This is a genomic window from Elstera sp., assembly GCF_044372965.1.
In the GTDB taxonomy this organism is placed as follows: Bacteria; Pseudomonadota; Alphaproteobacteria; order Elsterales; family Elsteraceae; genus Elstera.
Map to the genome: position 1 here is coordinate 1 of NZ_JBILQX010000084.1, position 14,503 is coordinate 14,503.

Here is a 14,503-nt window from a genome sequence, read left to right on the forward strand (position 1 = left end):
GTAGCCGGTCGAGCCATCCGGGCGGATCGGCACTTTCCGTTCCCAATGGACATAATCTTCTTTGCCTAAGATTTCCTCATTGATCTCAACCCCCCAGCCGGGGCGATCGGGGCGGAGTTCCAGATAGCCGTCTTTCGGCAAATAGGGGTCTTGCACGTAATAGGCCCCTTGATCGGGGCGAATTTCGGCCTTGGCGTTCGCATCCCCGCCCGCCTGGAACGTATAGCCGGGGCCTAGTGGCAGGCGATATTCGAGAATGCGGAAGTTGTGCTGGGAGGCGGAGAAATGCAGGTTTACGGCAGTTGCCAGCGGCCCCATCGGGTTGTGCGGCGCGACCGTCACATAATGGGCTTCGGCCAGGGCCGCGATTTTGCGCATTTCGAGCAAGCCGCCGACGACGCAGATATCGGGCTGAATGACATCCGCCCCGCGCGCTTGGAGAAGGCGCAGAAACTCGAAGCGGCTATAGAGCGATTCGCCCGTCGCCAGCGTGCATTTTAGCCCGCGCTTGAGTTCGCCCCAGGCTTCGACATTCTCAGGGCGAATCGGCTCTTCGAAGAACAAAGGATCATAGGGCGCGAGCGCATTACCTAACTGAATCGCCTGAGCAGGTTCGAAGATTTTCGCGTGGGCGTCGAAGGCGATCTCATATTCCGACTTCACCGTTTCGCGCAGTTGGCGGAAATACTCGGCGCTGGTCCGCACCACTTCGCCCCAACGATGGGTATGGATATTGACGCGGTAGGGGCTGAGCTTGAAGGCTTTGAAGCCCCAGCCTTCGTTAAGCGCGTCCATTTCGTCGCGCGCCTGGATCGGGTCCGGCGCGGTATAGACGCCCGCATAGACCTGCACCTTATCGCGCACATTCCCGCCCAAAAGCTTATAAACCGGCACGCCCAGGGCTTTGGCCGAGATATCCCACAGGCAATGGTCGATGACCGAAATCGCCGCCAGCCCCAGCGCCCCCGGCGGGAAGCGCGTTTGCTGCATCAGCATCATAATGAGATATTCGATGCGGCTGGGATCGTGCCCCTTAATCATCGGGAACAGATACTCCAGCAGCGGAAACAGCGCCTTATCCGGCCCGTGATTATAGCATTCGCCCCAGCCGGTAATGCCGTCGTCGGTATCGATGGCCACGATCACGCGCGGGCGGTCCTTATCGCGCGACATAAAGGCGCGCAAACGGTCGATTTTCATCTTTATCTCTGCCTATCCGGTGTAGCGCATGCGCTGATGGATGCTGTGGTTACGGGGGTCCGGGCGCGGAATGGCCGACAGCAACGCCTGGGTATAGGAGTGGGTGGGATTGGTGCAAACCTGCTCCGCCGGCCCCATTTCCACCAGCTTGCCGCGATACATTACCGCCACCCGGTCGCACATGTACCGAATGACGCCGATATCGTGGCTGATGAAGATATACGACAGGCCCAAACGGTCCTGGAGTTCCATCATCAAATCGAGCACCTGGGCGCGGATCGAGACATCCAGCGCCGAGGTGGCTTCATCGGCCACAATGATGCGCGGATTGAGCGAAATCGCCCGCGCCACGCCGATGCGCTGCCGTTGCCCGCCGGAGAAAGCGTGCGGATAGCGCTCGCGCCAATCGGGGTTGAGGCCAACCTGTTCCATCAAATGCGCAACACGGTCGTCCAACTCCTTGCCGGTGGCGATACCATTCACCAGCATCGGCTCGGCGATCACCTGGGCCACGGTCATGCGCGGGTTGAGCGAACTGATTGGATCTTGGAAGATCATGCGGATTTCGCGGCGGCACTCTTTAAGCTGCGCTTTATTCGCCGTGACCAGATCGACCGTGGTGCCATCGGCGCGGCGATAAATCGCCGAGCCTGCGGTCGGGTTATAAACCCGCAGCAGGCAGCGGCCCACGGTGGTTTTGCCCGACCCCGATTCGCCGACCACGCCCAAGGTTTCGCCCGGCTTTAGAAACAGCGACACATTATCGACGGCTTTTACCCCGGCAAACTGCATCGAGAGGTTCGTGACTTCCAGCACGGGGAGCAGATTTTCCGGCAGCGGCGGGCGCTTCAGGCGAATTTCGGCCTTTTGCTCCAGCTTCAGCACCGAGCCGATGAGCATGCGCGTATAATCATCCTGCGGCGCGTGGAAGATTTGATCCACCGGCCCGCTTTCCATGACTTTGCCGTGGTACATGACCAGCACGTCATCGGCAATCTCGGCCACCACCCCCATATCGTGGGTGATGAACATGACCGCCATGCCCTTTTCTTTTTGCAGGCGGCGGATGAGATCGATGATTTCGGCCTGAGTGGTCACGTCCAGCGCCGTGGTCGGCTCATCGGCAATGAGCAACAAGGGATCGCAGGCCAGCGACATGGCGATCATCACGCGCTGGCGCATGCCGCCCGAAAATTCGAAGGTATAGCGGTCAATCGCCTGCTCCGGCCGAGGGATTTCCACCTGCCGCAACAACTCGATGCAGCGTTCGCGCGCCTCGGCTTTCGACATGCCGAGATGCAGGCGCAGCACTTCGATAATCTGATTGCCGACCGTATGGATCGGTGAGAGCGAGGACATGGGCTCTTGGAAGATCATCGCAATATCGCGGCCGCGAATCTGGCGAATATCTTTGGAGCGCGGGTCGAGTTTGGCGAGATCGACCGTGGTACCATCGCTCCGGTGCCAGATCATCTCCCCGCCGGTAATGCGGCCCGGCGCATCGACGATCTGCAAAATCGACCGAGCGGTCACGCTCTTGCCCGAGCCGCTCTCGCCAACGATGCACAGGGTTTTACCGCGTTCCAGAGAAAAGGACACACCATCGACGGCCTTCACTAAGCCGCTGCGCGTCGGGAACTGCGTTTGAAGGTTCCGAACCTCCAGCAAAACCCCGGTTGTGGGTTTGGGGTGGACCAAGCGCAAGGGAGCCTCTTTTCTCATTTGTTGTACGGATCGGCGGCGTCGCGCAATCCGTCTCCCAGGAAGTTGAGGGCAACGACCGCCAACACCACGGCAACGCCGGGGGCGAACAGCCAGGGGGCGGTGGCAATCGAGCGAATATTCTGGGCTTCGCGCAGCAGCACGCCCCAGGAAATCGTCGGCGGTTGCAGGCCGAGCCCGAGGAAGCTCAGCGAGGTTTCCGCCAAAATCATCGCCGGGATCGCCAGCGTGATCGAGGCGATGATGTGGCTGGCAAAACTGGGCAGCATATGGCGGAAAATGATGCGGCTTTCGCTCGCCCCATCCAGCCGCGCCGCCGTCACAAACTCTTCCGTGCGCAGGCTGAGGAAGCGCCCCCGGACGACGCGGGCGAGCTGCGCCCAGCCGGTCAGCGAGAGAATGACGGTAATCATGAAGTAATTCAGCGTGGCGGGCCAATCCTGCGGCAGCGCCGCCGAGAGCGCGAGCCAGATTGGAATCGAGGGCAGCGCCAGCACGAATTCGATAACGCGCTGAATGACGAAATCCGCCTTGCCGCCGTAATAGCCGGAAATCCCGCCGAGAATGATCCCGAGCGTCAACGACAAGAACACGCCGATCAGCCCGACCGACAGCGAAATCTGCGTGCCTTCGACCATACGGGAAAAGACGCAGCGGCCCAGCCGGTCCGCCCCGAGCAGAAAGACCGGACGGGTCGAATCGGTCGGTGCAAACAGATGGGTGGTGGAGGAAATAACCCCGAGGATTTTATACTCGTAGCCCTGGCCGAAGAAATTCAGATAGGTCTTGCGGCCCGCATCCTCCACATAGACCGGCGCGAGCGAGACGGGGTCGCGCTTTAAGACCATCTGATAAACGTAAGGCCGGAAGGCCCAGCTTCCATCCGGGGCGGTATCGATGAAATGCAGGCTTTGCGGCGGCTGGAAGGCCGAGCGCGCATCCTGTTTCGCGGGCTCATTGATGGCGAAAAAGCCGGGCGCGACGGCGACGAGATAGAGGAAACTGGTGACAGCCAGCCCCACCATCGCCAGCCGGTGACGGCGGAAGGCCCACCACATCAGGTGCCACTGGGAGGCAACGACGAATTTTGTGCGGTCTACCGCGAGTGCAACGTCGGTCATAATCTACTCCAGCCGAATACGGGGGTCGGCGAGGGCAAGAAGAATATCGCTGAGCAGGGAGCCAACGAGGGTGAGCGCGCAAATCAGCAGCACGAAGGCTCCGGCCAGATACATGTCTTGGCTCATCAGCGATTGCAGCAGCAGCGGCCCTGCGGTCGGCAGGTTCAGCACGATGGCAACGATGATCGAGCCCGAAATCAGGTTCGGCAGCAACCAGGCCAGCGTCGAGATGAAAGGGTTCAGCGCCACGCGCACGGGGTATTTCATCAGCAAATGAAATTCCGACAGGCCCTTCGCCCGTGCCGTCGTTACATACGGCTTATTTAACTCGTCCAGCATATTGGCGCGCATAACGCGGATCAGGCTGGCCGTGCCGGAAATGGCGAGGATGATGACCGGAATCCAGAGATGGTGGATGAGATCGACGACGCGACCCCAACTCCAGGGCGCTTGGATATATTCGTCGGAAAACAGCCCGCCGACCTCTTGGCCGAACTCGACCACGGCCACATACATCAGCACGAGTGCGAGCAGAAAGCTCGGCACGGCCAAGCCGATAAAGCTGAACATGGTGACGATGTAATCGCCGATGGAATATTTCTTCACGGCGGAGAAAATGCCGATGGGCAGGGCGATGCCCCAGGTCGCAATCAGCGTCGAGAAGGTGAGAATCAGCGTGAGCGCCATCCGCTCCCAAATCAACTCGCCGACCGGCTGCTGCCACTCGAAGCTCATACCAAAATCGCCCGCCGTGACGATATTGATGATCCATTTGAAATATTGCACGAGCATCGGTTGATCGAGGCCAAAGCGCTCGCGTAAGGCCAGCGCCGCCGCTTGATCGACCACTTCGTTCGAGGAGGCGAGCGTTGCGATATAGGTGGTGACGAAGTCGCCGGGCGGAAGCTGAATGAGGACGAAGGCCAAGAAGCTGATGACAATCAGCGACGGGATCATCCAGAGCAGCCGGGTGAGAATAAAACGGGCCATCGGCTAAGGTTCCATTGAAAGATTGGCACTCCCCCCACAGCGTAAAGCCGCAGGGGGACGCCAGGGCAGCTAGGCCTTGAAGAAATACTGCGCGGGTAGCGTCGGCGCCGGGTTCGGGTACGACCAGCTATCCGGCATCTTCTCGGGCACATTCAGCAGATTGTTTTTGCACACGCCGAAGGAATTAACGCCCAAGCAAACCCCCACCGTTTCGAACGCCTCATAGGTCAGATCGAGCATCTGCTTGACCAGGTCGGCGCGCTTGGCGAGATCGGTGGTGCCGCGCGCTTGGTCGAACAGGGCCATGCGCCTCTTTTGGCTTTCGGGGGGCTCTTCGCCCTGCTTGCCGCCCGACACGAACCAATTGGCCCAAGGAATCGCATAGCGCGAGCCTTGCGGATGGTAGGCGAGATAGTCGCGCGGATCGAACATCAGATCGAGGCCGCCCGACCCGGACCAGGAGGCGGCGTCATGGTCGTTATTATCGCCGCGCGTGTAATAGAGCGCGCGTTCGATGGTATTGACCTTAATATCGATCCCAATATCGGCCCAATGGCGCTTCACCAGTTCCAGCGCATCCACCTGATCGGGGTAGAGCGTCGGGATCACGTCGATCCCGAAAAACACCTTCTGCCCATCGGGGCGCAGGCGGAAGCCTTGGCTGTCTTTCTTATCATAGCCGAGCTTATCGAGAATCGCTTTGGCCTGGGGCACATCGAACTCAGTGTACTGCTTGGCAAGCTTCGCGTGGTGCCAGGGATGGCCGGGGCGCGGGCTGGTCTGGTAGGGCTCGGACTGGCCGAGGTAGACCAGCTCGATGATTTCTTGGCGGTTGATGCCGAGGGAAAGCGCGCGGCGGAATTCCTTATTCCCCAGCATTTCCCGCATTTTCGGGTCTTTGTGGAGAATATTCAGATGAATCTGCACCTGCTGGGCATTAGCCGCAATCAGTTCGACCAGATGATAATCGCCGCGCTTGGTGTTCTGCGACAGGGTGGGCTTATTGGCGAGCGAGTTGATATGGCGATCCTGATAGTCGATCTTACCGCCGACCACGTCGAGCATCAGCGATTCCACGTCTTGGGAAATCGAGTAGCTGATTTGATCGATATAGGGCAGTTGGCGGCCCTGTTGATCGACTTGCCAGAAATAAGGATTGCGCACGGCAACAACGCGCGTCGCCCCGCCGGTATAGGGTTCTTTAATAACCCACGGGTCCATGACCGGGCGTTCCGGGTTGCCCCAGCGCGAGGCGATTTCGATATCACCGCATTTGGCGCGGAACAGCGTCGGCCAGTCTGAAACCCCGGCGGCTTTCACGACCTCATCGAGCTTGGGATTATATTTCGGGTGGAACTGGCTGGCGTAATGTTTGGCGAACAGCGTCGTATGCTGCCCCAGCGGCGTTGCCAGATTTTCGAGGAACAGCGCATAGGGCGCGGCGAAGGTGAATTTCACCGTGGTATCGTCGATTTTCTCGCAGACGACCGTTTTGCCGCCGATGACCAGTTGCGAGGGCGTGGCCTTATAAAGCTCGGTATTCTTCACGCAATCTTCGATGGCAAAAACGATATCATCCGCCGTAAACGGCTTACCGTCGGACCATTTCAGGCCCTTGCGTAGGTAGAAGGTGAATTGGGTTGCATCGGCGCTCACGTCCCATTTATGGGCGAGGTTCGGCACAACGCCGGTGAATTCGACGTTCCAGCGCACGAGGTTCTGCGGGCCGATAACCTTCAGAATACCGTTATGGTCGGAAGAGCCGCGCAAGCCGCGCCGCAATGAGCCGCCGTAGCGCCCAAGTTCCTTCACTGTCACCACATCCGGATTTTCCGGCAAGCGCTGAGCGAGCGGCGGCAATTTGCCGTCGGCCACCAGCTTCGCCAGATCGGGCGATTCCTTAGCGGCTGCCGCCTGCGCGAAGCTCATGGACGGCATCAACGAGAGGGCCGCCGCACTCGCGGCCCCTTTCAACAGGCTGCGGCGATCCAGGCTCAGCGCCGAGAAAGCGTTGGTATCGATATCAGACGGGGTCATAGGTTTCCTCCCTTAAGGAATTTTTGGTTTGGACCATTGTGTCTGGTGACTATGCGGATTGCGCTATCTGGGGGGATCAGGACACTCCGATATGAACGCTGGTGCTGAGCGTCTGCCCCGCCGCCAGCGTTAAAAAGCCGGTCTTGGCCACGCCCTTTGCCGCCAGATTAAAGGCATCGGCAACGTGGCTAACGGGCTCCAGGCAGGCATAGGCCCCGCCCTCGGGCACATGGAAGACGAGGTGATCCAAGGGCGCGCTCGCCGTTACGGTAACGCGAGCCCCCTCAATCCGCCGCAACACGGCAATTCCTTGCCAGCCGGCGAAATAGCGCGTGCTGCCCTGGGAGCCCTGGACGCAGTGCACCGCGCCGCCCGCGACGGGAGATAGGGAAATCGCCAACCCGTCGGCGTCGGCGCGCCACTCGGACTTTGTGATGAAATCGATTTCATCACCCGGCGAGACAACCAAAAACGGGTGTAGGCCCATACCCACCGGCATAGGGTCCGTGCCAACATTCGTCACGGACAGATCAATCGACAGGCCATCGGGGGCAATGCGGAGCGTTTGAACCGCTATAAAGGCCCAAGGCCACGCATCCGCATCTGGCGAATGGGTATAGCTCATCTGGGCGGTTGTCGGAGTCGCGTTGCTTAAATCCCAACGGCGCTGATGGGTAAAGCCGTGATGGGCATGGGGCAGGCACGCGGGATGGGGGCGCAGGGCAATCGTGCGCCCGTCGACGCTAAACTGGGCGTTCCGAATCCGGTTCGACCAAGGAACCAAAGGATAGCACCCCCCTTTCGGCCAAAAATCAGGATCGAACGGCGTCCGCGTCAGCGGAAGAAGAATATCCAGCGGCGTGCGGCCCGGCGGCGCAAAGCGCAAGCTGGCAATGCGCCCCCTGCCTGCGGCCAAAGGCAGGCCGACAGAAATCCTGCTTGGATTTCATGGGTTTCTTGCAACGACCGAGCCGAAGCGAAACCTTGAGAAATTGCCAGCGCCCCCATCGTCGCCTCCTGTCGCGGCTAACGCCGCCCACGGAATCTTCCGCTCCGTTTTCCTCTAAGGACAGTGTGTAAAGTTGCCAAAGTTGTCAATTGCCAAACATTATTTGCCTTACAATTTTAGAATAATGGTTCCACGTCGCGCGGCAATCGAAATCCGACTGCCGCGCGAATGGGTAAAAATTTTCGCGGTGAAATGCCGATCAAACCGCCAAGGGATTCGGAAAATCATGATATAGGCTGATCGAAACGACAGCTCCCCGGCCTCGGCGATTCGGCCCGAGCGGGCACCGGCGGCGATGCTTGGAAACTCGGCGCTGAGAAAGCTGGACTAGGGGATCCGGTGGGCGGCGGTTTCAGCCGCGCCTTAGGTGCCAACCAGCCGGGCGACGAAACGGTTCACCTGTTCGTGCAGCCCGACGAAATTTTCCTCCAGGCTGCGGATACCCGTATTGAGATGGGTCGCAGCGTCGCCATTGCGTTGAGCGGATTGGGCCACATCGTGCACATGCTCGCGCAGCTTTTCGGTGCCATAGGCGGCTTGCTGCACCGCGCGGCTAATATCGTTGGTGGCGGAGCTTTGCTCCTCCACCGCCGCCGCAATCGAGGTGCTGATTTCGTTGAGGCTTAGAATGGTCTTGGCGATATCATCGATTTCCGTAGCGGCGGTCGTGGTCGACGATTGGATGGAATTCACCAGCAGCGTGATTTCCTCCGTCGCCTTCGCCGTCTGACCGGCAAGATTTTTCACTTCGTTGGCCACCACGGCAAAGCCGCGCCCGGCGTCCCCGGCACGGGCGGCTTCAATCGTGGCGTTCAGCGCGAGCAGATTGGTTTGCCCGGCGATGGAACCAATCAGAGTGAGCACATCGCCGATGCGGTTGGCGTCTTGCACCAGCTTCGTCATCATCGCCACGGTTTCTTCAATGCGGCGGTTGGCATTGCCGGAAACACGGTTGGAATTATCGGCCTGTCCGGCGATTTCGCGGATGGAGGCGGCGAGTTGTTCCACGGCGGCCGCAACGGTTTGCACATTCGCCGTAACCGATTCGGCGGCGCGCGCCGCCTCGTTGCTGATGGTGACATTATCATTGGCACTGACGGCAACCGAACCAACCGATTCCGTCATCACTTCCGCCGTGCCGCTGACGGCGTGGAGGACTTGGCCCACATCCGCGTCGAAATCCGCCGCGACCGATTTCAGCGCCGCAAGCCGCATCCGCTCAGCCTCGGCCCGCAGGTGCACTTGCTCCTGCTCCAGACGAAGTTTATCGACGGCGTTTTCCTTAAAGGTTTGCACGGCGGCGGCCATATGCCCAACCTCGTCCTGCCGGTTGCGGGCGGGAACCGATACATCGAGCTTCCCGCTGGCAAGATCGGCCATCACGCGGGTCATGCGCGTGATCGGCTTGGTGACGCCGCGCACGATGACCACCAGCACCGCCGACACCAGTAGCAGCGCGGCAAGACACACCAGCGCCGTCATCAGAACCGTCTCGCGGGCTTCGGCCAACAGGCGGGCGGTGCTCAGGCGCACTTCCACTTGCCCGATGATCGAGGTTTTCTTGCCCTCGGTGCGCGAAATCGGGCAGGATTCAACCACCAAGCTCGGATCGACCGGGCCGAGTTTACCGTGTTCGGTAAAGCTTTTGCCGTTAGCGTCGAAAATCACGCTGCCGACGTAATCGGGGTCCAGCGTCAGCGATGCGAGCACTTTTGAGGCGGCGTCGGCGTCGATATTCCACAAGGCTTCCCCCGCCCCGCCCGAAAGCACGACGCTGACCATCTGCGCCCGCTCCTGCAAGGCGCTGCGGGCCGACCGCAGGGTGAAATAGGACAGGGCGACCGTTGCCAATATGGCAATCGTGGTCAGCAGGAGCGCGATGGGAATAAGCACGCGCACCGTCAGGCTGCTGCGGAAGAAAGTCAGCATGGAAATTTCCTTTCCTGTCGTCGCGACATCAGTTGGTCGGCGCGCGCCGGCCCAGCGCGAGAATCGAACTATCATCGGTTTGCGGGGTGGTGCCGACGAACCGGCTGAACTGATCGCGCAGATGCGCTATCAGGGCATCGGGCGCGGCGGATGCGCTATCGCCGAGACCGCGCTTTAGCTTTTGATCGCCGAAGCTGAGGCCCTGGGCATCGCTGGCGTCGGTTAATCCGGCGGACAGAAAGACCAAGGCCGTGTCGGCCTCAAGCTGCCCTGGGCTCTCGGTATAGAGCGCGTCAGCGCGGCGGGCGAGCGGGCGACCCCGGTCGACAGAAAGGGCGACTAACCCGCGCCGAGGATCGACCAGCAATGGATCGACTGCCCCGGCGCTGGCAAGCCGGTAGTCGCCCGTCTCCGGCGTTAGCGCCAGCAGGCTGAGGGCGACCGGCGGGCAGGTCCAACCGTCGACGCTGCGGCTCAAACTTTGATTAAGCTCCGTCAAGACCTGAGCCGGGCCAAGCTCTGCCCGGTCGATCAGAGTGCGCAGGTGTAGCAGAACATAGGCGGCGGCGAGCGAGGCCGCAGGTCCCGCCGCCTCAATCGTGCAGAGCGCCGCCCACAGCGGCCCGCCATCGCGGCGATGAACTAGCGAAATATCGCCCCCGCCGTGGGTCGCCGGATGGGTGAAAGCGGCGACGCTGGCTCCCAACCGCTGCGGATCAAGCGCCGCCGGATCGGTTTGCAGCAGGGCGTGCAAGGCTTTGACCGCCCGATATTCCGTTTGGCGCTGATCGATTTGGCTAACCGCCGCGCGCTTCAGGCGGCGCATTTCCAGGCAGGCACTCACCCGCTCGTCGAGCAGGCGCACATTAAACGGTTTGGGCAAATAGCCTTCGGCCCCCAAATCGAGGCACTGAACGATTTCCTCCATATTGGTCATGGAGGAGATAACAATCACCGGCGTATCAATCAGCAACCCATCGCGCTTTAAGCGGCGCAGCACCTCAACCCCGCTAACCCGCGGTAAATTTAGGTCGAGTAAGACCAGATCGAAGCGTTCGGCCTTGGCAAGATCGATCGCGACGCGCCCGTCGCCCGCGCAAGTCAGATCGTGAAACCCGGCGCGGCGCAGGTAAAGCTCGATCAACTGCTGACTAAACCCATCATCCTCCACGATCAACAGTCGGTCGGGGCGCGGCAGCGGTTGGGGCTCGGGGGCAGGCGCGAGGGGCGCGGGCGAAAGCACCGACATGGTCGTTCTTCCTGATCGTCAAACGGGTCATCGGCAAGAGCGAGGCGCAGATTCGCAAAAACCTGTGATATCCGCACCGCCCGATGGGCTTGCGCACTATTTCGCCAGGAAAAACTTCCCCAGGGGAAACGGCCCAAGCCACCGCCCCTTCTAGCAAGGGCTTCATTTTAAGACAATTTACAATAATGTTACGGCGCGTCATACGGCCTTATCTCGGAAAAATGTCATTTTCGCGGGATATATTTTTTCTCAATATCGATTGATCGGCAAATTCTTGGAAAAGCTTTTGATTTATACTATCAGCATGACTGTATAAATCTAAAATAATTGCCTTTTCTTTTGTTTGCATAATTCGATAATAGCAAACCTTATAGGTGCAAAGGCGAACCATGATCGATCTTAAGTTAGAAAAACAGACAGTCCTTTACAATATTCTCAATACGCCGCCCCGTATCTGGCCGCACAATCATTCCTATATTGAGCCCGTCTTTTCCAAAGGGTTTTTCGGCGGGATTCGTGCCCATCTACCGCCCGCCGAGGCCTATACCCCCCTGGGCGCAACGGGCAAGGTTGCCGAGGGCGATTACGGCATGCGCTCGGGCTTTTTGCTCGATGCCCCGCATAAAGCGCGCGTCAGCCCTGCGGTCGGCGCGTTCTGGCAAGCGCTGTTCGATGGGGTTTTCGATGCCGAGTTTTCCGATACGCTGGTAGCTCATTTCCGCCCCCAAATCGCGGCCCGCTTGGCCGCCGAGGGCGTGGCCTGGCCGACCGAGATTAAGCGCGACATGATCTTGGTCCGCGATACCAGTTCGGACGGGGTAAAAATCCACACCTCCGATCCAAAAAACCTGATTACCCTGCTGTTCTATTTGCCGGAGGACGCGCGCTACGCGCCTTGCGGCACCACGCTCTATCTTCCGAAACAGCGCGATTTTCGCTGCTGGGGTGGCCCGCATCATGGGTTTGAAAATTTCGACAAAGTTTGGACGGCCCCATTCTTGCCAAACAGCCTGTTTATGTTCGTGAAAAGCAACGACAGTTTCCACGGGGTCGAGCCGATCCAGATCGATGGGATGCGCCGGGATTTGCTGCTGTTTTACGTTCACCGTTAAGCATCAAAAAAAGGGGCCAGAGATATTCTGGCCCCTCTCCAATAGCTCACCCCGACCGGCTTAGCTTTCCAGCGCGGCTTCCGGCGGCGGCGTGATATTATGTTGTTTAGCGGCGGCTCCCGAGACGAACAATTGCGGCTTCGGCAGAATGACCGGCAGCGTGGCGGGGTCGGCCCCTTTGAAAATCTTCAGGGCTTGTTCGGCGGCGGCATGGCCCATCGCCTCGTTCGACGGCACATAGGCCGCAAGCCAACCCGCCAGCGTATAGGTTTGGGTGCCGCCGTAGAGGCGGACCTTGTCGCCGACCGCGTCCTGAACTTCCTTGGCAACCGAGGCAAGGTAATTGTCGGCCCCGGCATAGAGCGAGTCGACGACAATTTTACCCGATTTAATCTCTTCCAGCACATCCTTGAGGGCGGTCGTGTCGGGGGTCACGCGGCGGGAGATTACATTCACGCCCGCCTTCTGCGCCCAATCGCGAACCTCACGTTCGATGATATTCGAATTCGGTTCGCGCGAGTTGAACAGAACCAGCAGATCCTTAATGGGTTTCAGCTTGGTGAAAGTATCGAATTGCATCGTGATCGGCACGCCATTGGTCACGCCGGTAATATTGGCGCCCGGCGCGTCCTTCGCCGCAACCAGGTTTGCCCCGACCGGATCAAAGACGATGTTGAAAACAACCGGCGTATTATTCTTGACCGTCGCCTTCGTCACCTGCGTCGAAACCGTACCGTAGCTATAAATCAGATCAAATTTCTTAGCGACGATATCGCCCTCAACGCCGCGAATCGCCGTAGCAAGCTTGGAGCGATCTTGATCGGCGTTAATTTCCGAATAATGAATTTTTGCACCCGAGTCCTTCAACTTCTGGGCGAAAGCCTTATCCGCCGGCATCCAGTTTTTCCACAAAACCATCAGCACGTTCTTTTCTTGTGCTAAGGCAGAGGTTGCCGATAGAGCGGAAATAATGCTGGCCGAAACCAAAGTTGCTTTAAGGATTTTAAAAAACATGGGAAAAGCCTCGTTGCAATCGTAGGGCGGCAGCGGATACAGCCTGTATTGCGAGTGTATAGGAATAATCACCGTTAATCACAATTTACAATTTTATGACTAGCGCTATTCGCCCTTGCACCGTGCGCCAGAATCCTTAAAAACCAATTTGGATATTCGAGCGACGGTAAATCTTCAGGCCCGTCGTGTACTTTTTCAAAGGATATCGGCCCCGGGATGACCTCGCACAGGCAACGGCTTTGGCCGGTTAAGCTTTCGTTTTTGGCGCTGGTCGCTGCGGACGCCGTTGGCGTGTCGTTTCTGCCGGTCTACGCGCGGGATTTGGGGCAAGTCTGGGGAGTGTTAGCGCCCGAAACGGCTGCCGGGCTGCCCGTCTCGCTGTTCTGGTTGATGGTCGCGGCGGCGCAACTCACGGTGCCGCTGTGGCTACCCGAACGCGGCCAGCGCGGGTTGATGCGCGCAGCGCTAGCTACCGTGGGCCTGTGCCTGTTCGGGGCCGCCCTCGCCGCTTCCGTCGAAATGCTGATCCTGTGCCGCGCGGTCGCGGGGTTCGCCTATGGGGTGGCGATGATCCTCGTCCAGGATGCACTGCTGCGTGCCTATCCGCCGGAAGCGCGCACCGAGGCGTCGGGCCTCTATCTCAGTTTGTTTTTCGGCGGCACGCTGGCCGGAACCCTCGCGGGGGGAACGTTGGCGGCAGAAATCGGCTATCCTGCCACCCTGGCCGCTGGGGCGGCCCTGGCGCTAGGCGGCCTGATCCCCGCTCACGCCCTCCGCGACGCCCACGACCCGCGCCGCCCATCCATTGGCCTGGGCCCGCTGTTGCGCAATGGCCGCTTGCTGGCGCTGGTCCTGCTCGCGGCGATCCCCTCGCGGTTGGTCATCGGCGCGTTTCTCTACTACCTCGTGCCGCTGCATCTGCACGATCACGGCTTTAAGGCGGACCGAATCGGCTGGGTTTTGATGGTCTATGGCCTCGTGCTCGTGCTGCTGGCAACGCCGATTGCCCGGATGATCGACCGGCGCAACCAGCCCTTCACCTTTACGCTGCTCGGCCTTTTGGGCTCAGCGCTCGCGATGGCGATGATCCCGATCGGTGGGGGTGGGCTCGCCGTCGCCG

At 59.7% G+C, this 14,503-nt stretch carries 11 protein-coding genes; 2 read left to right on the top strand and 9 right to left on the bottom strand.

The window, feature by feature from the left end; genetic code table 11:
• The 8 genes from ACIQ36_RS11670 to ACIQ36_RS11705 all read right to left on the bottom strand — a co-directional run.
• A partial coding sequence (locus tag ACIQ36_RS11670; protein ID WP_395829384.1) for a mandelate racemase/muconate lactonizing enzyme family protein occupies window positions 1-1,200 on the bottom strand: 1,200 nt, incomplete at its 3' end.
• A 12-nt stretch (window positions 1,201-1,212) separates the two neighbouring features.
• Complete coding sequence (locus tag ACIQ36_RS11675; RefSeq protein WP_395829386.1) at window positions 1,213-2,904, bottom strand: ABC transporter ATP-binding protein; 1,692 nt, start codon at window positions 2,902-2,904, stop codon at window positions 1,213-1,215.
• A gap of 14 nt (window positions 2,905-2,918) precedes the next feature.
• The gene (locus ACIQ36_RS11680; protein WP_395829388.1) at window positions 2,919-4,043 is read right to left on the bottom strand and encodes an ABC transporter permease; all 1,125 of its coding nucleotides are present in this window, start codon (window positions 4,041-4,043) and stop codon (window positions 2,919-2,921) included.
• A gap of 3 nt (window positions 4,044-4,046) precedes the next feature.
• Window positions 4,047-5,033 (bottom strand): ABC transporter permease, encoded by a 987-nt coding sequence (locus tag ACIQ36_RS11685; protein ID WP_395829390.1) that lies wholly within the window; start codon window positions 5,031-5,033, stop codon window positions 4,047-4,049.
• Window positions 5,034-5,102: 69 nt separating this feature from the next.
• Window positions 5,103-7,070 carry an ABC transporter substrate-binding protein gene (locus ACIQ36_RS11690; protein ID WP_395829392.1) on the bottom strand — a complete coding sequence of 656 codons (1,968 nt, stop codon included), beginning with the start codon at window positions 7,068-7,070 and terminating at the stop codon, window positions 5,103-5,105.
• Window positions 7,071-7,146: 76 nt separating this feature from the next.
• The gene (locus ACIQ36_RS11695; protein ID WP_395829393.1) at window positions 7,147-7,956 is read right to left on the bottom strand and encodes a hypothetical protein; all 810 of its coding nucleotides are present in this window, start codon (window positions 7,954-7,956) and stop codon (window positions 7,147-7,149) included.
• A gap of 486 nt (window positions 7,957-8,442) precedes the next feature.
• Window positions 8,443-10,008: a methyl-accepting chemotaxis protein gene (locus ACIQ36_RS11700; protein WP_395829395.1), complete on the bottom strand. Its 1,566-nt coding sequence runs from the start codon at window positions 10,006-10,008 to the stop codon at window positions 8,443-8,445.
• A 28-nt stretch (window positions 10,009-10,036) separates the two neighbouring features.
• Complete coding sequence (locus ACIQ36_RS11705) at window positions 10,037-11,257, bottom strand: response regulator (protein WP_395829397.1); 1,221 nt, start codon at window positions 11,255-11,257, stop codon at window positions 10,037-10,039.
• A gap of 389 nt (window positions 11,258-11,646) precedes the next feature.
• On the opposite strand from ACIQ36_RS11705, the gene ACIQ36_RS11710 reads away from it, so the two are divergent.
• Window positions 11,647-12,369 (top strand): hypothetical protein, encoded by a 723-nt coding sequence (locus tag ACIQ36_RS11710; protein WP_395829399.1) that lies wholly within the window; start codon window positions 11,647-11,649, stop codon window positions 12,367-12,369.
• 60 nt (window positions 12,370-12,429) lie between these two features.
• Here ACIQ36_RS11710 and ACIQ36_RS11715 read toward each other — a convergent pair whose 3' ends face one another.
• A complete protein-coding gene (locus tag ACIQ36_RS11715; RefSeq protein WP_395829401.1) occupies window positions 12,430-13,383 on the bottom strand; it encodes an ABC transporter substrate-binding protein in 954 nt (317 codons plus the stop codon).
• A 216-nt stretch (window positions 13,384-13,599) separates the two neighbouring features.
• On the opposite strand from ACIQ36_RS11715, the gene ACIQ36_RS11720 reads away from it, so the two are divergent.
• Window positions 13,600-14,503, top strand: a 904-nt coding sequence (locus tag ACIQ36_RS11720; protein WP_395829403.1) for an MFS transporter, incomplete at its 3' end; no start/stop codon positions are given.